Origin of the sequence: Aureimonas mangrovi (genome assembly GCF_014058705.1) — a bacterium.
In the GTDB taxonomy this organism is placed as follows: Bacteria; Pseudomonadota; Alphaproteobacteria; order Rhizobiales; family Rhizobiaceae; genus Aureimonas; species Aureimonas mangrovi.
Genome location: NZ_CP059692.1, coordinates 1,092,437 through 1,110,644 on the forward strand (window position 1 = coordinate 1,092,437; position 18,208 = coordinate 1,110,644).

14 protein-coding genes and 1 tRNA gene are annotated in these 18,208 nt (G+C 67.2%); 8 read left to right on the plus strand and 7 right to left on the minus strand.

All coding sequences use genetic code 11. The features are described 5' to 3' along the window. Nucleotides 1-17: 17 nt before the first annotated feature. The 4 genes from H1343_RS05125 to aceA form a co-directional block, all read right to left on the minus strand. Nucleotides 18-1,316 carry an NAD(P)/FAD-dependent oxidoreductase gene (locus H1343_RS05125; protein ID WP_185984849.1) on the minus strand — a complete coding sequence of 433 codons (1,299 nt, stop codon included), beginning with the start codon at nucleotides 1,314-1,316 and terminating at the stop codon, nucleotides 18-20. Next, nucleotides 1,309-2,847 (minus strand): glutamine synthetase family protein, encoded by a 1,539-nt coding sequence (locus H1343_RS05130; protein WP_185984850.1) that lies wholly within the window; start codon nucleotides 2,845-2,847, stop codon nucleotides 1,309-1,311. The genes H1343_RS05125 and H1343_RS05130 overlap by 8 nt, the downstream gene beginning before the upstream one ends. Nucleotides 2,848-2,927: 80 nt before the next feature. Continuing rightward, nucleotides 2,928-3,185 (minus strand): SMc00767 family acetate metabolism repressor, encoded by a 258-nt coding sequence (locus H1343_RS05135; RefSeq protein ID WP_185984851.1) that lies wholly within the window; start codon nucleotides 3,183-3,185, stop codon nucleotides 2,928-2,930. A 38-nt stretch (nucleotides 3,186-3,223) separates the two neighbouring features. Continuing rightward, nucleotides 3,224-4,531: an isocitrate lyase gene (gene aceA, locus H1343_RS05140; protein WP_185984852.1), complete on the minus strand. Its 1,308-nt coding sequence runs from the start codon at nucleotides 4,529-4,531 to the stop codon at nucleotides 3,224-3,226. A 224-nt stretch (nucleotides 4,532-4,755) separates the two neighbouring features. Between aceA and H1343_RS05145 the strand changes: the two genes are divergently transcribed. The 6 genes from H1343_RS05145 (at nucleotide 4,756) to H1343_RS05170 (ending at nucleotide 10,832) form a co-directional block, all read left to right on the plus strand. Further along, nucleotides 4,756-6,177 carry a helix-turn-helix domain-containing protein gene (locus tag H1343_RS05145; RefSeq protein WP_185984853.1) on the plus strand — a complete coding sequence of 474 codons (1,422 nt, stop codon included), beginning with the start codon at nucleotides 4,756-4,758 and terminating at the stop codon, nucleotides 6,175-6,177. An 11-nt stretch (nucleotides 6,178-6,188) separates the two neighbouring features. Continuing rightward, complete coding sequence (locus tag H1343_RS05150) at nucleotides 6,189-6,689, plus strand: GNAT family N-acetyltransferase (RefSeq protein WP_185984854.1); 501 nt, start codon at nucleotides 6,189-6,191, stop codon at nucleotides 6,687-6,689. 126 nt (nucleotides 6,690-6,815) lie between these two features. Next, nucleotides 6,816-7,901 (plus strand): polyamine ABC transporter substrate-binding protein, encoded by a 1,086-nt coding sequence (locus tag H1343_RS05155; protein WP_185984855.1) that lies wholly within the window; start codon nucleotides 6,816-6,818, stop codon nucleotides 7,899-7,901. A 46-nt stretch (nucleotides 7,902-7,947) separates the two neighbouring features. Then, complete coding sequence (locus tag H1343_RS05160; RefSeq protein WP_185985494.1) at nucleotides 7,948-9,087, plus strand: ABC transporter ATP-binding protein; 1,140 nt, start codon at nucleotides 7,948-7,950, stop codon at nucleotides 9,085-9,087. 3 nt (nucleotides 9,088-9,090) lie between these two features. After that, nucleotides 9,091-10,017, plus strand: a complete 927-nt coding sequence (locus H1343_RS05165; RefSeq protein WP_185984856.1) for an ABC transporter permease subunit — start codon at nucleotides 9,091-9,093, stop codon at nucleotides 10,015-10,017. Continuing rightward, nucleotides 10,014-10,832, plus strand: coding sequence for an ABC transporter permease (locus H1343_RS05170; RefSeq protein WP_185984857.1), 819 nt, complete (start codon nucleotides 10,014-10,016; stop codon nucleotides 10,830-10,832). Before H1343_RS05165 ends, H1343_RS05170 begins: the two co-directional genes overlap by 4 nt. Before the next feature lie 6 nt (nucleotides 10,833-10,838). Here the strand turns inward: H1343_RS05170 and H1343_RS05175 are convergent, their stop codons facing one another. From H1343_RS05175 to H1343_RS05185, 3 genes are all read right to left on the minus strand, one after another. Further along, complete coding sequence (locus H1343_RS05175; RefSeq protein WP_185984858.1) at nucleotides 10,839-11,951, minus strand: hypothetical protein; 1,113 nt, start codon at nucleotides 11,949-11,951, stop codon at nucleotides 10,839-10,841. A 38-nt stretch (nucleotides 11,952-11,989) separates the two neighbouring features. Next, nucleotides 11,990-13,894 (minus strand): AsmA family protein, encoded by a 1,905-nt coding sequence (locus H1343_RS05180; protein ID WP_185984859.1) that lies wholly within the window; start codon nucleotides 13,892-13,894, stop codon nucleotides 11,990-11,992. Between the two features lie 166 nt (nucleotides 13,895-14,060). Next, entirely contained in the window at nucleotides 14,061-17,165 is a 3,105-nt protein-coding gene (locus H1343_RS05185; RefSeq protein ID WP_185984860.1) for a PAS domain-containing sensor histidine kinase, read from the minus strand. Between the two features lie 224 nt (nucleotides 17,166-17,389). Here H1343_RS05185 and H1343_RS05190 point away from each other — a divergent pair, with 224 nt between their 5' ends. Continuing rightward, nucleotides 17,390-17,926, plus strand: coding sequence for a phasin family protein (locus H1343_RS05190; protein ID WP_246333354.1), 537 nt, complete (start codon nucleotides 17,390-17,392; stop codon nucleotides 17,924-17,926). Between the two features lie 98 nt (nucleotides 17,927-18,024). Next, nucleotides 18,025-18,101: transfer RNA gene (locus H1343_RS05195), tRNA-His, on the plus strand. Nucleotides 18,102-18,208 lie beyond the last annotated feature (107 nt).

Here is an 18,208-nt window from a genome sequence, read left to right on the forward strand (position 1 = left end):
AGTGGCCTCTGCGTCCTTCAGAAGCGATCCCGGAGGGAGAACCACGTCATCGCCATGAAAAGCAAGGGCGCCCGCAACGCGGCACCGCCCGGAAAGGCCGGTATATTCAACTCCTTGAGGATATTCAGCCTGTCCGGCCCTCCGGTGACCTGCTCGGCGTAGAGGCGCCCACAATAGTTCGACAGCATCACGCCATGACCGGAAAAGCCCGCGATCGCCGTCACGCCGGGCCGGACGTCGGCGACATAGGGCATGCGGGTCATCGTGACGGCGACCGAACCGCCCCAGGCATGATCGATCGGCACGCCCTTCAGGTGCGGCCAGACGCTCTCGATCTGCTTTCGGATCGCCGGTTCGATGGAGCTGTCGCCGCCGTTCGAATAGGCCTCCCGGCCGCCGAACAGCAGGCGGTTGTCCGGCGTGCGGCGGAAATAGCGCACGACGAAGCGCGAATCGTCGACCGATTCGCCGCCCGGGATGACGCGCTGCGGCTGCTGCAGCGGCGCGGTCGCGGCGATGAAGGAGCGGATCGGCATGACGTGCGCGGCGGTGCGCCGATCAAGATCGCCGCCGTGCGCGTTGGTCGCGATGAGCACGCGATCGGCCGTCAGCGTACCTCGATCGGTCTCGACGGCGACCTTGCCACCATCCTTTCCCAGGCTGAGTGCGCGCGTTTCCTCGAAGATCGCCGCGCCGGCGCGGGCCGCTACGCCCGCGGTGCCGACGAGGATCCGCAGCGGCTGGACATGACCGGTGCCCGTGTCGCGGATGCCGCCATGATAGACGTTCGAGCCCAGCCGTTCGGCGGTTTCTGCCGCGTTCAGGAAAGTGGCGTGCGGGTAGCCGTAGCGCTCGGCGAGGTTCCCGGCGTGCTCGCGATAGTCGTCGACCAGCCGCTTCCTGTGCGCGACGGAGATCTGGCCGGGCACGTAGCCGGCATCGATGCCGTGAGCTTGCGCGAAGGCGAGAAGATGCGCCTTGGCGTCCTCGGCCATGTCGAACAGCGCTTTGGAGCGCTCGAAGCCGAGGCTCGGCTCCAGTTCGTCAGGCCAGAGGCGGTGGCCGGTGCCGAGCTGGCCGCCGTTGCGTCCGGAGGCGCCGTCGCCGAGGCGGGCAGCCTCCACAAGCGCGACGCGCACGCCGGCGAGCGCCAGATGCGCAGCCGCCGACACGCCGGTGAAGCCGCCGCCCACGATGACAACGTCATAGGCGGCCGAGCCGTCCAGCGCGGCGTAGCGTGGGCGCTCTTCGAGCAGGGCCTCGTAGGCCGAGACGCCCGGCGATATGGGAGACTGGTAGGGCGCGGCCTCAGACATTGAGCAGCAGGAACTCGCGCTCCCAGGGGCTGATGACCTGCATGAAGGTCTCGTGCTCGCCGCGCTTGACGCCGGCGAAGGTCGCTACGAACTCGCGCGACAGGACGTCCTGGAACGGGTCTTCCGCCTCGAAGGCGGCGACCGCTTCCAGAAGGCCGCGCGGCAGCGAGATCACCCCGTCCTCGTTGACGGTGCGGTCGGTTGGCTGGTCCGGGTCGATGCCCTCCGTCATGCCGAGCCAGCCGGCGGCGAGAGAGCCCGCCAGCGCCAGATACGGGTTGGCGTCGGAGGAGGGCAGGCGGTTCTCGACGCGCCGCGCGACGGCGTCGGAGGTCGGCACCCGGAAGGCCGTCGTGCGGTTGTCGAAGCCCCAGGCGTTGTTCGTCGGGGCGGACATGCCATGCGTCAGGCGACGGTAGGAATTGACGTAGGGCGCCATCATGATGAGCGCGGCCGGCACGTAGCGCTGCATGCCGCCGATGAAGTGGTAGAAGAGCTGCGACGGCTCGCCATCCGCCTTCGAGAATATGTTGGCACCTGTCTCGCGATCCACCACTGATTGGTGGATGTGCATGGCCGAGCCCGGCTGGCCCTGGATCGGCTTGGCCATGAAGGTGGCGTAGATGCCGTGCTTGAGCGCGGCTTCCCGGATGGTGCGCTTGAACATGAAGACCTGGTCGGCCAGCTCGATCGGATCGCCGTGCCGCAGATTGATCTCCAGCTGGGCCGCGCCCTCCTCGTGGATCAGCGTATCGATCTCCAGCCCCTGTCGGTCGGAGAAGTCGTAGATGTCGTCGATCAGCTCGTCGAACTCGTTGACGCCGCCGATGGAGTAAGCCTGCCCGCCCTGGATCTGACGCCCTGAACGGCCGATGGGCGGGGTGAGCGGATAGTCGGGGTCGATGTTCTTGGAGACGAGGTAGAACTCGATTTCGGGGGCGACGACGGCCTTCCAGCCCTTGTCCTCGTATAGCTTCAGGACGCGCTTCAGGACGTTGCGAGGGGTGTAGGGCACGGCGTTGCCCGAAACGTCCACGACGTCGCAGATGATCTGCGCGGTCGGATCGCTCTCCCAAGGCACTTCGGAGAGCGTCGACAGGTCCGGCATCAGTTTGAGGTCACCGTCGTTCGGCGAATAGCGGAAGTCGCCCGTCTCCTCCGGATAGTCGCCCGAGATCGTATGCATGAAGAGCGCGGAGGGCAGCGCCAGCGAGGTGTTGGCGGTGAACTTCTTGGCCGGCATCATCTTGCCGCGCGCAACGCCCGCCAGATCGGGCGTGATGCATTCGATGTCGTCGATGCCGCGCCAGCGTAGCCACTGGGCGGCCTCCTCCATCGACTTCACGCCCCGAGGTCGGTCGATGAAGGGGGGGCGCGAAGGCTCCACGTCGAGGAAGCCCGCAGGCTCTCGGCCCTGATCGCGCGCCACCTCCCGTGCCTGTCGCCCCTGCTTTCGCGCCTCGTCGCCGTCTCGTTGGAAGTGCGAGGGGGCGGCGGCTTCTGACTTCGGGGCCTTGATACGCTCGACCATGCGATCCTTCGACATGCGGGTGGGGCGCGCGGATGATAGCCCGCGCGCCCCCATTTCTCAAAGCCGGCCTTGCGGCATTCTCAGCCGCGTGCGTGCAGGACGACGGGCGTCAGCAGATCGCCCCAGCAGCCATTGCCGGAGTGATGGCGGGCCGAGCGGACGAGCTCGACGCTGACGCCGCTCTCCACCGCCTTCATCACCGACTGGTTGAGGCGATGAAGATCGTTGGCGAGGCTGCGGATCGCGGCCTGCTGGTTTTCGCTCATCGCGCTGGATTGTTCCTCGGCCCGCTCTCGGACGCGGGTGCGGGGACGTTCGATCTCGGCAACTGCGCTCATGACACTTCTCCCTTGATGTGCTGGTCAATACCGCGCGGTCACTCTGCCGCCGCGGGAAAGCTTTGTGCGGGGCGGAACTGGTCGTGCTCGGTCGAGCCGCCCATCGCGGTGGTCGAGGAGGCGCCCCCTGTGATCGCCAACGACACGGCGTCGAAATAGCCGGTGCCCACCTCCCGCTGGTGCTTGGTGGCGGTGTAGCCCTTGGCCTCGGCCGCGAACTCTGCCTCCTGAAGCTCGCAATAGGCCGCCATCTGCCGATCGCGATAACCGCTCGCCAGTTCGAACATGCCGTGGTTCAACTGGTGGAAGCCGGCGAGCGTGATGAACTGGAACTTGTAGCCCATCGCGCCCAGCTCGCGCTGGAATTTGGCGATGGTCGCGTCGTCGAGGTGCTTTCTCCAGTTGAAGGAGGGCGAGCAATTGTAGGCCAGAAGCTGGTCCGGATGCTCGCGCCGCACCCCCTCGGCGAACTTCCGTGCCTGCTCCAGATCGGGCTTGGATGTTTCGCACCAGATGAGGTCCGCGTGCGGGGCGTAGGCGATGGCGCGCGCGATGCACGGCTCCAGCCCGTTGCGGATATGGTAGAAGCCCTCCGGCGTGCGCCCTGCCTCGTAATCGACGAAGGGGCGGTCGCGTTCGTCGATGTCTGAGGTCAGAAGCTTGGCGGCCTCCGCGTCGGTGCGCGCGATGACGAGTGTCGGCGTGCCCATCACGTCGGCGGCGAGGCGCGCGGCCGTGAGGTTGCGGATGTGCGCGGCCGTCGGGATCAGCACCTTGCCGCCCAGATGTCCGCACTTCTTCTCCGATGCGAGCTGATCCTCGAAGTGGACGCCCGCAGCGCCTGCCTCGATGAAGGCTTTCATGATCTCGAAGGCGTTGAGCGGGCCGCCGAACCCGGCCTCGGCGTCGGCGACGATTGGCGCGAACCAGGTGTCGACGGAGAGCCCTTCGCCCTCGGAGCACTCGATCTGGTCGGCCCGCTGGAGCGTTCGGTTGATACGGCGGCATAGTTCGGGCGCCGCGTTCGCCGGGTAGAGCGACTGGTCGGGATACATGGCCGAGGCCGTGTTGGCGTCTGCCGCAACCTGCCAGCCCGAAAGGTAGATCGCCTTCAGGCCCGCGCGAACCTGCTGCATGGCCTGATTGCCGGTGACGGCACCCAGCGCGTTGACGAAGCCATCCTCGTGAATGAGCTGCCATAGGCGGTTGGCGCCCTGTTCGGCCAAGGTGTGGCGGATGGCGATCGAGCCACGAAGGCGCTCGACCTCGGCGGCCGTGTAGTTGCGCTCCACCCGATCATAGCGTCCGTGCGGCGCGGCGGGAACGAGCTTGTAAAAATCTGTCACGGCTAAACTCCCTCTTGCTTCATGAGCACTCGACCTATCGTGGCTGATGCGCCCGTCACTTGAAGCTGTGACAATCAGACGAGGATTGCATCGGGAAATCCTGCAGATGGACGACTGAGGGCGGTCACCCGGTCGGTGAATTGACAATTCAAGGCAGTAAAGATGTAATATTTGTCACGATCAGCGCCGTCAGTGTTGTCGAAGCGTTGTCAAGGCGAGGCCGGATGTCCGAGAGCAAGATCTTCGCGGGGCCGCGCATCAGGCGCCTGCGGCAGGGGCTGAAGCTGACCCAGACGGCGATGGCGCAGGAACTCGCCATCTCGCCCTCCTATCTGAACCTCATCGAGCGCAACCAGCGCCCGCTGACGGTGCAGATCATCCTCAAGCTCGCCGAGACCTACCGTATCGATCTGGCCGGCCTGAAGGCGACGGGCGACAGCGCGAACGTGCTGGCGCAGCTCAAGGCCGTCTTTGCCGAACCGCTGATCTCGGACGAACTGCCGGGCGACGGCGAACTGGTCGAGGTCGCGGAAGCGGCACCGAACGCGGCGGCCGGCATCGTGCGCCTGCATCGCGCCTACAAGGAACTGGAGGAGCGGCTGTCCGATCTGTCCGGACTTCTGGCTGCCGGAGGCCGTGCGGTCGAGGCCGCGCCGCGTCTGCCGAGTGACGAAGTGCGGGAGACGTTCGAGACACGGCCGAACCATTTTCCCGCGCTCGACAGGGCAGCCGAGACGCTGCACGAGTCTCTCGCGGCCGGCGACGATCCGGCCGGCGCGCTGCGGCGTTGGCTGCGCGAGCGCCACGACATCGCCGTGCGCGTGCTTCCGGCAGACACGATGCCGTCCTGGCGGCGTCGGTTCGACCGTCATTCTCGGCGGCTCTTTCTCTCAGAGCGCCTGCCGCAGGCGGAACGGCTGCACGAGATGGCCGCCGAAGCGATGGCACTGGAAGCGCGCGAAGCGGTGGATGCCGAGATCGCCACCTTCGCCTTCACGACGCCGGAAGCGAGCCGGCTCGCCCGCACCGAGCTTCTGGCCTATGCCGCCGACGCGCTGACGATGCCCTATGCATCGTTCCAGAGCGCCGCGCTCCGACTGCGCTACGACGCCGGGCTTCTGGCGCAGCGCTTTCAGGTCTCGTTCCTGCGTGCGGCCTTCCGGCTGACCAGCCTGCAGCGCGCTGCCGCCCCCGGCCTGCCGTTCTTCGCGATGGAGGTCGATCAGGCCGGCAACCGTATCCGCAGGGCCGGCGCGCGCGGCTTTCCGCACCAGCGCTTCGGCGGTGCCTGCGTCAAGCTGCCGGTCCACGAGGTCTTCGCGATGCCCGAGCGTGTCCTTGCCGAAGCCGCCCAGACGCCGGACGGCACGGCCTATCTCCTCGTCGCGCGAAGCTGCGCGGGACTGGCGGCCGGCATCGGCGAGCGCCCGCGCCGCACGGCCGTGCTCCTCGGCCTTGATCTGGCGCAGGCCGGCGAGACGGTCTATGCCGCGATGCTTCCACAAGGTGTCGCGCCGGTTCCGATCGGCCCGGCCTGCCGCCTTTGCGAACGCGCGGCATGTCCGGCGCGCGCCGAACCACCCTTGACGCGCCCGCTGGCGCTCGACCCGCATGTCGCCGGGCTGTCGCCCTACGATTTTCACTGAAGGGAGAAGCGATGAGCGCCGAAAGCCCGGTCTGGCGGATCATGCGGGACGAGGACCTCACGGCGGTGATGCGACTGGCCGCGCGCGTTCATCCGGCCCTGCCGGAGGCCGAAGCGGTCTTCGCCGAACGCGTGCGGCTGTTTCCGGCCGGCTGCCTCGTCCTCGACGGGGCGGGAACTGTCAGCGGCTATGCCGTCTCACACCCTTCGATGCGCTTTGCTCCACCACCGCTCGACACGCTGCTCGGCGCACTGCCGGAGGCGCCAGACGATTATTACCTCCACGACTTCGTGCTGGCGCCGGAAACGCGGGGCGCCGGGCACGCCCAGCGCGGCGTCGAGATCCTTCTGGGCGAGGCGGCAGCCTACCCCTCCACCTCGCTCGTCTCGGTCTACGGCACGGGCGGTTTCTGGTCGCGCTTCGGCTTTCGTCCCGCGATCCGGGGTGGATTACAGGCGAAGCTCGCGCCTTACGGGCAGGACGCTGTCTACATGCTTCGGGAAAACCGATGATCGGGCGGGAATTTTCTAAGCTTACGCCTTTCCTTTGCGAAAACGCTCCGAAATAGTGGGCAAAGTTTCTGTTGCGGCGCACACAAGTCGCGACGGCCCGTCCGACTGAACGAAAGGTTGCCCGCCATGACAGCCCGTTTCGCCGCTCTCGCCGCGCTGCTCTTCATCCCTGCCGCCGCGAGTGCGCAGGAGAATGTCGTCAACGTCTTCAACTGGTCGGATTATATCGACGAATCGATCCTCGCCGATTTCACCGAGGAGACCGGCATCCGCGTCGTCTACGACGTCTACGATTCCAACGAGATTCTCGAAACGCGGCTCTTGGCCGGCTCGTCCGGCTACGACGTGGTGGTGCCGTCCGCCGAGTATCTCGGCCGCCAGATCGAGGCGGGCGTCTTTCAGGAACTCGACAAGTCGAAGCTGCCGAACCTTTCCAACATGTGGCCTCTGATCGACGAGCGCACGGCGGTCTACGATCCGGACAACGCCCATTCGATCAACTACATGTGGGGCACCACCGGCATCGGCTACAATTCCGACCGCGTTGCCGAACTCCTGCCCGACGCGCCGACCGATTCCTGGGCGCTCGTCTTCGATCCGGCGAATGCCGAGGTGCTGAGCCAGTGCGGCATCGACTTCCTCGATTCACCCGGCGAGATCTTCCCGCCCGCGCTCGCCTATCTCGGCCTCGACCCGGATTCGCGCGAGCCCGCCGATATCGAGGCGGCGACCGAACTCCTGATGAGCGTGCGCCCCTTCATCCGCCGCTTCCACTCGTCGGAGTACATCAATGCGCTTGCCAACGGCGACATCTGCGTCGCCATCGGCTTCTCGGGTGACGTTTTCCAGGCGCGCGACCGCGCGGACGAGGCCGGCAACGGCGTGTCGATCGACTATTCGATCCCGAAAGAAGGCGCGCTGATGTGGTTCGACCAGATGGCGATCCCGGCCGACGCGCCGCATGTCGATGCCGCGCACCAGTTCATCAACTTCATGATGCGGCCCGACATCATCGCCCGCGCGACGGACTATGTCGTCTACGCCAACGGCAACCTCGCCTCGCAGGAACTCATCGACCCGGAGATCCTGAACGATCCCGCCGTCTACCCGGACGAGGCGACGCTCGAGACGCTGTTCATCAAGCTGCCCTACGATGCGCGCACCCAACGTCTCGTGACCCGCGCCTTCACGACCATCAAGACCGGCCGCTGAGGCGGGCGGCAAGCAGGGCAGGGGGTAGCGCGCGATGGCGACGGCGCTGAAATCGCTGGGCAACATCCGGCGCAACTTCGAGCCATGGAACGACCCGGCGCAGAAGCCGGTGATCGAGTTCGATGCCGTCACCAAACGCTTCGGCGATGTCGCGGCCGTCGACAATCTCTCCCTGAAAATCTTCGAGCGGGAGTTCTTCGCGCTGCTCGGGCCCTCCGGCTGCGGAAAGTCGACGCTCCTGCGTATGCTGGCCGGCTTCGAAACGCCGACGAGCGGCGACATCCGGCTGAACGGCGAGAGCATCACGGGCATGCCGCCGCACCGGCGCCCGCTCAACATGATGTTCCAGTCCTACGCGCTTTTCCCGCATATGAGCGTTGCGAAGAATATCGCCTTCGGCCTGAAGCAGGACGGGATGGGGCGCGCGGAGATCGAGGCACGCGTCGCCGAGATGCTGAAGCTCGTGAAGCTCGAGCGCTTCGCCGGGCGCAAGCCACAGCAGCTCTCGGGCGGCCAGCAGCAGCGCGTCGCACTGGCCCGCTCGCTCGCCAAGCGGCCGAAAGTGCTGCTCCTCGACGAGCCGCTCGGCGCGCTCGACAAGAAGCTGCGCGAAGAGACGCAGTTCGAGCTGATGGACCTTCAGCAGGATCTCGGTCTCACCTTCGTGGTCGTCACACATGACCAGGAGGAGGCGATGACGATGTCCGACCGGATCGCCGTGATGAGCGAAGGGCACATCAGCCAGGTCGCGACGCCGGCCATCCTCTACGAGGCACCGACGAGCCGCTACGTCGCCGACTTCGTCGGCAACGTCTCGATCCTCACCGGCACGGTTTCCTCCGTCGACGGCGGGCGCGTGCGCCTGCAGGCCGATGGGCATGCGATCGAGGTGGAAAGCGAACTGCGGCCCAGGGCTGGAGAGGAGATCGCCTTCGCGATCCGCCCCGAGAAGTTGCGCCTTTCGCGGCAGGCTCCGGCGGATACGAGCGTCAACGCGATCCAGGGCACCGTCTGGGACATCGCCTATCTCGGCGATGTGACGCTCTTCAACGTCAAGCTCGACACGGGCGCGATCGTCCGCGCCACCGTGGTCAACTCGGTTCGCGCCGCCGCCGAGCAGATCACCTGGGAAGAGCGCGTCTGGCTCACCTTCGCGCCCGATGCGGGCGTGCTCCTGAAGGACTGAGCGATGGCGCAGAAAGCCAGGGCCAAGCGAGCGAGGGCGAGCGGTGAGGGCGGCGCGTTCCGGGCGCTCGTCATCGCCGTGCCCTATCTCTGGCTGCTGGCGCTCTTCCTGGTCCCCTTCGCCATTGTCCTGAAGATCTCGTTCTCGGTCGCGGCGATCGCCCAGCCGCCCTACACGCCGGTCTTCACCTTCGAGAGCCTGTCGGGCTTCCTCGCGAACGTGCGCGAGCTGACCCTCGAGAGCTATCTCTGGGTCGCGGGCGACGCTCTCTATTTCGACGCCTATCTCTCGAGCCTGCGCATTGCCGCGATCTCGACTGTTTTCGCCCTCCTGATCGGCTATCCGCTGGCCTACGCGATGGCGCGCGCGCCGCAGGGCTGGCGGCCGGTCCTTCTCATGCTGATCATCCTGCCGTTCTGGACGAGCTTCCTGATCCGTGTCTACGCCTGGATCGGCATCTTGCGCTCGGAGGGCTATCTCAACCAGTTCCTCCTCTGGACGGGGCTGATTTCCCAGCCGCTCGCCATCCTCAACACCGAGACGGCGGTCTATATCGGCATCGTCTATTCCTATCTGCCCTTCATGGTTCTGCCGATCTATGCCGGGCTCGAGCGCATGGACTACCGGCTGATCGAAGCGGCGAGCGACCTCGGCTGCCCGCCATTGCGCGCCTTCTGGTCGATCACGCTGCCGATCTCGATCCCTGCCGTGATCGCGGGTTGTTTCCTCGTCTTCATTCCGGCCGTTGGCGAGTTCGTCATTCCCGACCTTCTCGGCGGCTCGCAGACGCTGATGGTCGGCAAGGTCCTGTGGGACGAATTCTTCGCCAATCGTGACTGGCCGATCGCATCGGCCGTGGCAATCATCCTGCTGCTCGTCCTCGTCCTGCCGATGGTGGCCTTCCAGCGATACCGGGAGCGCGCGCTGTGAACCGCCTGTCTCCGTTCAACATCGTCTCGCTGGTGGTGGGCTTCGCCTTCCTCTATCTGCCGATCGTCCTGCTCGTCGTCTATTCGTTCAACGCCTCCCGGCTCGTCACGGTCTGGGGCGGCTTCTCGACGCAGTGGTACGGCGCGCTGTGGAACAACCAGATGTTCCTGGACGCTGCCTGGGTCACGCTACGGGTGGCTTTCGTCTCAGCGAGTGCGGCGACGGTCCTCGGCACGCTGGCGGCGCTGGCGCTCGTGCGCTACGCGAACTTCCGCGGCAAGCTTCTGTTCTCGGGCATGATCTACGCCCCGCTCGTCATGCCCGAGGTCATCACCGGCCTCTCGCTGCTGCTTCTGTTCGTCGCCGTCGGCATCGATCGCAGCTTCTGGACGATCGCGCTCGCGCACATCACCTTCTCGATGTGCTTCGTGGCCGTGGTCGTGCAGTCGCGCCTGCTCTCCTTCGACCGGAGCCTGGAGGAGGCCGCTCAGGATCTCGGCTGCCCGCCCTTCAAAGCGTTCCTCCTCGTGACGCTGCCAGTGATCTGGCCGGCGGTCGCGGCCGGATGGATGCTCGCCTTCACCCTGTCGCTGGACGACCTCGTGATCGCGAGCTTCACCTCGGGACCGGGCGCGACAACACTGCCCATGCGCATCTACAGTCAGGTGCGGCTTGGCGTGACGCCGGAGATCAACGCGATCTCCACCATCCTGATCGGGGTCGTCGCCACAGGTGTCATCGCCGCGACGCTGGTGACCAAGCGCCGCGAGGTGCGGCGCCTGCGGGACGAGCGGCTGGCGGCCGAGGCCGGCTGAAGCCGGTCAGTCGGCGCAGGTGCAGGTCTCGGCCCGCGCCGCCTCGATCGCGTCCATCGTCGCGTGGAGCGCGCCGCTCATCGGATCGGCGGTACCGTTCTGCGCCGCCTGGAGGTAGTCGAGGATCTCAAGGTCCGAGAGAGCGGTCTCGAGCGCCGGGCGTACGAGCGGATCGGCGATCGGATGCGCTTTCAGATGTCGATCGAGAGCGGCGAGGCGCGCGAGGACGGGCCGCGGCGTTTCGCTGACGTCGATTTCGGCGGCCTCGATCGGGGCGAGGTGTCCTTCGTGCAACGTGCGGCGCACGAGCACTTCGAGCGCGCGTACGATGTCGCTTTCGGAGTCCAGACGCCGTCCGGGCAGTTGCGTGAGCGGCGGCAGGTCGGGGTCGATCTGCCCTTCGGAAATGCGGGTGTCGCCCTCGCGCGACGCGACGCGAACGGCTGGGCTCGTCGCCTCGCGCAGATTGGTGTCGAGCGCCATGCGCAGGCCTTCAATGGCCAGGAGGCCCGGCCTGTCGGCCGGCGCGAAGCGGGGCAGGGGAGCGGGACGCATCGCGGCATAGACGGCGTCGATGCTCCGCGCGGTGGTCTCGCGCTGGACCGCAAGGTCTTCCGCGATGCGCGCGGGCGAGGGCGCGCCCTGCGCGGCGTAGTCACGCAGCACGGTCAGATAGGCGGCGGTGCCGGCGCACAGATAGGGCGTCGGCTTCTGGCGCAGATAGTCGCCGAGGTCTTCGCGGATGCGCTCGGCGATCCAGCGCGTATTGGCGTCGCGCGCAAAGCTCGTGCGACCCTGCCGGCGCGCCAGCGTCTCGCCCGCGCCGCGGGCGCGCTGCACGTCCTGTCCGTCGCCGCGAACCCGCGCGAAGATCAGACGGCCGGGCAAGGCGGCATCGACGTCGCCAATGGTGCTCGCTGCCGCCTTCAGTGTCTCGAATTCGCGATCACGGATCGTGCCCAGCCGAGAATGATAGTCCGCGGCGCAGGTCTCGGCGCGCTGTATGGCCTGAGAGGGGTGCGCCTCATCCTGCGCGCTTGCAGCGGGAGCTCCGGCGAAAAAGGTGGTGGCGCACGCCGCCAGAAGAGCGGTTCGAAGAGAGGATCGGGCGTTCGGCAACGGGCGGCTCCTGCCTTTGGCGCCGCTGTGTGGAGCGCCTAGATGGGCCTTTCGCTCGATCCGACGAAGATCGTCGGGGCGGGCCATTCACCCCGCATGGTGAACCCGATCTCTTGCGATGAGGTGAACGGCTCGGATGCACCGACATTGGCGGCGGCGCTCGTCGCGGCAGGCTCGAAGGTCCCGTCCACCATCATCTGGTCGTCCATCACGGACAGGAAGCCCGAAGCCTCAACGACGCCCTGCGGCACGGTGATGCGCACGCTCTCCAGATTGGCGTAGGGGCCTTTGGTCGTCAGTTCCGCGCTCATCGCACTGAAGGCAGTGGGCGGCGCTTGCGGATCGACCTCGAATTTCCGTTCGCCGGCGGTGCGGAAAACGTCGGCCGAAAGCCCCGTCACGGAACCGGAAGCCATCGAGACGCGTATGCGCGTCTCGTTCTGGCGCAGGATGTCGGACCAGTTGCCCGCTGGTCCCGCGAGTTCGGCGGTGAGGTTCATCGGGCCGGCGAGGCGCACGGAATCGATCCCGGCCAGAGCAGCGATATCGCCCGACGACACACCGGAAAGGTCGATACGCGCGCTCGCGACCGGCCGGGGCTGACGGGTGTCGATCGAGAGGCGCCCCTGTGCCCGTCCGCCCAGGATCTCGGCGTCGCCGACATCGAGCGTCGCGCGGCCGTCCTGGAAGATGACGGCCGCCGCGAACTGACGGACGGAGAAGCCGGCGAAGCTCGCCGCGGAGGCCGAAAGACGCAGGTCGAGGTCGAATTCGTCGATGAAAGAGAGAGCCAGCGGGCGCTGCAGATCAAGCGCATGACGCGGCAGAGGTGCGACGGCGCGCGCGAAGCGATCAAGGTCGAGCTGCGGGAACGCCAGCGTTCCCGTGATGGCGGTCGAGCCGCCATTGCGGAAGAGCGCTTCGAGCGCGCCCTCGCCCTCCTGGCCATCGAAGCCGAGGCGAGCGCCTTCCAGTGCCGCGCGGTCGTTTCGCAGAACGAGCCGGGTGACGATCGAAGCCGCGCCGAAGTCCGGCAAGGTCGATCCTCCGCGGCCGAGCCAGCGCGCCGCACGGGTGACCGAGGGCGTTGCGATCCGCAGGCTGCCATCGAGGCCGATCGCGTCACCACCCTGCGCGACGCCTTCGAAGCTCAGGTCGAGCGGCGGCGCCTCGAGGAGGAGGCGCACGGCGCTGCTCTCCCCGTCGAGGAAGGCGACGGGGCGCTCCGCATGCGTCGTGACAGTCGTCGGCTGGCCGTTCCAGACGAAGTTGCCGGCAATGGTGGCGGGCGCGGATCGGGAGGGCCAATCGAGCGTCAGATTGGCGTTCGAAAAGCCGAGAGAACCGTCGTTCGGGCGGAACACGCCATCGCGAATCTCGACCGCACGCACGCCCTCGAAGCGCGTGAAGAAAGAGCGTAGATAGAGAAGCGCTGCTCCGTAGGCGCCGTCCTCGGCTGCTTCTGCCCCGGCAGGCGGAGGCGATGGAGCTGTCGCGGGTGCCCGATCCTGCACAGGCGCCGAAGCCGACTCGTTCGACGCGAGTTCCGGCCGTATCAACGTCAGCCGCGCGACGTCCGTGCGGCCGAGAACGGCATCCAGGAAGTCGAGCTCGGCGACGATCCTGTCGACCGAGAGGCCCAGCCCCGGCTCGACGCCGCCGATCCGCACGTCGGCGAGCGTCAGAACCGGACGCGGCAGGAACTCGAAATCCATCTCACCGCCGACGAAGACGGGCTGGCCGGTCAGATCGCCGAGCCGGGCCTCGATGTCATCGCGGGCGGCGGCCGCATTGAGGGCGATGGTCGAGTTGGCCGCGAACCAGACGCCCGCGATCACCAGCACCAAGACCCCAGCCAGAAGGAAGCGTCGCCTGGGGCGCCGCCTGCGCTTCTGTCGGTCGCCGGACGGCGGCCCGGCCTGTGGGGTGGTGGCGAAAGACAACGGCTCTTCCAGACCTTTCGAAACCTAGCTTGCCCGGCCTTGTGCGACGCGGGAGGGTTGCCGAATCGCAATGGCGGCGTCATGGCGCCGGGCGGAACCTGCCATGACTGTCTTCGATGGCGCGAGCAAGCCTTCGGGGGCGCGCGCTCGACTCAAGCTGCGATCATCAATGCGCGAGCACCCGCTGCGCTGGAAAGGTAATCTCGATCAGCGTGCCCTCGCCCGGCGTGGAGGCGATGCGGAAGAGCGCGCGGTTGGCTTCCACCATCGCCTTGGTCAGCGGCAGCCCGAGACCGGTGCCGTCACCGCGCTCCTTGCCGGCGGCGTTCACCTGCTGGAAGGGCGTCAGCGCGATCTCGATCTCGCGATCCGTCATGCCGATGCCGGAATCGCGGAAGCGCAGTGCTACCTCGCCGTTCTCGCCGTAGCTCGTGGAGGCGATGATCTGCCCTCCGGCCGGCGTGAAGCGGATGGCATTGGACACGAGGTTGAGGGCGATCTGGCGAAGCGTGCGCCGATCGGCGACCACCGGGGGAATACCGCCGGGCAGGTTGGAGCGCACGATCACCCGCTCGCGATTGGCCTGCGGCTGCATCAAGGACACAACCTCGCTGACGACGTCGTTCAGGGCGACGGCCTCGAAGGCGAGTTCCACCTTGCCGGCTTCGATCTTGGAGATGTCGAGGAGGTCGTTGACGAGATCGAGGACATGATGGCCCGAGCGCTTGATGTCGCCGAGATACTCCATGTAGCGCTCGTGGCCGATCGGCCCGTAGGTCTCGGAGGTCATCACGTCGGCGAAGCCGATGATGGCGTTGAGCGGCGTGCGCAACTCGTGGCTGATATTGGCCAGGAACCGGCTCTTGTGCAGGCTCGCATCCTCGGCCTGGCGGCGCGCGGCGACGAGTTCCTCTTCGGCGCGCTTCCAATGGGCGATGTCGCGAAGGACGACGCACCACCCGCGCTCGCCCGGCAGGCGCCCGATGGTGATGAAAAGCGGGATCGTGCCCCCGCCGGCGACCTGCGCGTCCACCTCGCGCCCGTCGTTCAGGATGCCCGCCAGGCCCTCCTCGCGCAGCGTCTCCAGATAGTTCTGCGTCGGCCGGCGGCTGTCGGCGGCCAGAAGCTCGGTGAAATCACGCCCGCGATAGTCCTCGGCCGAGAGGCCGAACAAGGCTTCTGCCGCGCCGTTCATGGAGCGCACCGCGCCGGGCGTATCGAGAAGGACGATGCCGTCAGTCGCCGTGTCTAGAACGGCCCGCAGTTCCTCGACCTCCGAGCGCAATGCTTCCGCCGCCTCGCGCGCGGTCGGCTGGTGGGTCGCGGCATCGTCTTCCGGCGCGGCCGGCTCGAGATCCCCTTCCGGGGTGAAATAGAAGGTGAGGCAGGAGCGGCCCGAAAGGCTGACGCGCTGGATCTGCACGCGCGCCAGCGTGACGGAACCGTCCGCCCGGCGGATCGGCACCTGTCGCCTCTCGCCGGTGCCGTCGCTGTCCTGCGGCTCCTCCGCCTCGGCAAACAGCGCGTCGAGCCCGCCCGCTTCGCGGAAGGCGGCGAGATCACGATAGCCGGTCAGCTTCCAGAAGCCGGCATTGGCGAAGACGGGGCGCGTGCGCATCTCCACCAGAACCGGCAGCGGAAGGCCCGAGAACAGCGCGGAAAGCTCCGGGTCGAGGCTCGCGCGCTCCGGATCGACGGGGGCTTCACGCTTCTCCGGTTCGGACGCCGGTTCCTCGCCCGTCTGGAGGGGGCGGGCCGTCTGGTCCGTCGGTGAAAGCTCGGCGCCGATCGCGCGGAAGGCGTCGGCCTCGGCGGGCGACAGCAGCGGTTCGCGGCGACGCCGCTCTTCCAGCCGCACCACCGTTCCGGCCGCGTCCCCACCGCCTTCGTCTTCGATGGCAGCGCTCTCCTGCGCGGGCGTCCGGCGGCCGAAGGCCGGCATCTCCTCGGAATCATCGGCAAGGCCGCCCCGCGGGACGGCTTCGCCCGCGTCTTCGGCCTCCGGCTCCTCGGCGACGAGCATCATGCCGATCGCCTCCAGGTCGTTCACCGTCTCTTCCGGCCGCACGACGCCAAAGCCACGGAAGCCCTCGAAGACGCGGTCGCGCCCGTAGACGGGCAGGGCGGCGAGTTCCACCAGCACCTTGTGCTCGGTGCCCTCGACCGGCCAAAAGATGCCGCGGCCCGAGAACGTGTCGCGCCGCTGCATGAGCCCGGCGATCTCGCCGTCCTCGTCGAAGCCGAAGGCCTCCGCCACCTCCGTGAAGGCCACGCCTATCACGTCGGCCGCAGCCGGCCCGACAACGGCGGCGAACTCGTGTGAGAGATGCGAGAAGCGTCCGTCCGCATCGATCCGCCAGACAAAGCGCGCAGGCTCGGCCAAAGGCGAAGCCGGAGCCTCGCGAACCTCTTCGGTTTCGGGCGCGGTGCGGGAACGATCTGGCTCGTCGAGCGCGACGGGGTGTTCCAGGGCCTTGGTCGCGTCAGGCTCGGGCGCCTCAGGCTCTGACTCTGGAGCCGAGGTGCCTGTTGCAGCCTCTCCTGACGCGGGTTCTCCTGCCGGGACGCTCGCCTGTTCGCCGCCGCGGCTGCGCCAGCGATCGAGAAGCGCGCCGATCGGGCTGGCTGCCGCGTCGGCATCCACCGGTCCCGCTCGAGAGGCCGCGGGCTCGTTCATCGCGCGTTCCGGCACGCGCACGAGCGCGAGCGTGCTCGCGACCGGCCAGATGTTCGCGCCCCCGCCGAACGCCGCATCTTCGGCGGGGAAGATGCTGCCCGGCAGCGCCGCCAACTGCCCGTCATCGTCCGCGAGATCGTCGGTGCGTGCGAGAATGCCCTCGGCAGAGACGATTGCCACGCGATCCGCGCACCCCGATTCGGCAAGGAGGCGGCCGGCGAGGGCCGCCTCGCTCTCGCGTGCCGCCCCCGGAAGCGGTGCCGCCATGAGCGCCAGCGTCGTGCCGTCCGCCGCGACGATGTTCATGAGGTGGGCCGTAACCCAGACCTGCAGGCCCTCCGCACCGCCCTTGACGCGCAGCATGGCCTCGCCGTCCTCCTCGAGGATCGGCCGAACGCCAGCGATCTGGCGAGTGACGAGCGCGGGGAGGTTGCGGTCCTCCGCCGCGTCGCTCCAGCCGAAGAGCGCGGCGGCGGCGGTGTTGGCGAAGAGAATATGGTCGAGATCGCGATCGAAGACGAGGACCGCGCGCCCTGCCTCGTTGGCGATGCGCACTTCCTCCAGAGCCATGATGTCGGGCGTCGTCGCGTTCACCGCCATATCCTGCCGTTGACGGCCGCGCCGCCGATTGGTTCACGTTTCGTTAATAAGGCGCGGGCGTGAACAAATCCAGAATTGCGAGCATTGTCACAATCTCAAAGGCAGGAAAGGGTTAATTTGCGTGAAGACTTTTGAACGAAACGAGCGCTCGACCGGCAACCGAGCCGGGCGGCTACCGTTTGACCTTCATGACTTCACACCGTCCAGGGAGATAGACCATGGCAGTCGACACAGGGAACACCGGTGACAAGAAGCCGGAAGACGCGATGAAGGACGCAGCGCAACGCAGCCAGGAGGCGTTCCGCGACGCGATGGACCCGGAGAAGATCGCACAGGCGCAGGCCTCGATGGGCTTCGATCCGCAGCGCATGCAGGAGACGCTTCGCACCATGACGGAGCGTTCGATGGCGCAGTCGCGCGAGGCCTACGGGCGGATGAAGTCGGCCACCGACGAGGCGGCGCGCACGCTCGAATCGACGATGGAGAATGTTCACAACGGCTCGCTGACCTTATCACGCAAGGCGATCGAGGCGATGCGCACCAATGCTGAGATGGGATTCTCGCATCTGGAGAAGCTGGCCTCGGCCGGCTCGGTCGCTGAGTTCGTCGAACTTCAGACCGGTTATCTGCGCCGCCAGATGGAGACGGTCGCCGATCAGGCGCGTGAGATGCAGGCGCTCTCGCGCGATGTAGCGCAGGACATGGCCCGCCCGACGCGCGAGGCGGCCGAGCGGATGAAGCCGGGCCGCGCCTGACCCTTGGCCGTTCGTGCCCGGACGCATGCGATGCCTTGCGTTCGGGCCGGAATTTCTCTATTGCCACCCTCGCGCTCTGCTGCGACGGAGTGCCATGTGCGGTTGTAGCTCAGCTGGTTAGAGCGTCGGATTGTGGCTCCGAAGGTCGGTGGTTCGAACCCACTCAACCGTACCACATTTTTTAACAGCCATTTCAGTGTCCTTTCGGAGTGACCGCTCACCAGCGGCTGGGTTTTCATGTCGCGCCGCTCCTCCGGGTTGGAGAGGACGTCGATCTGCGGC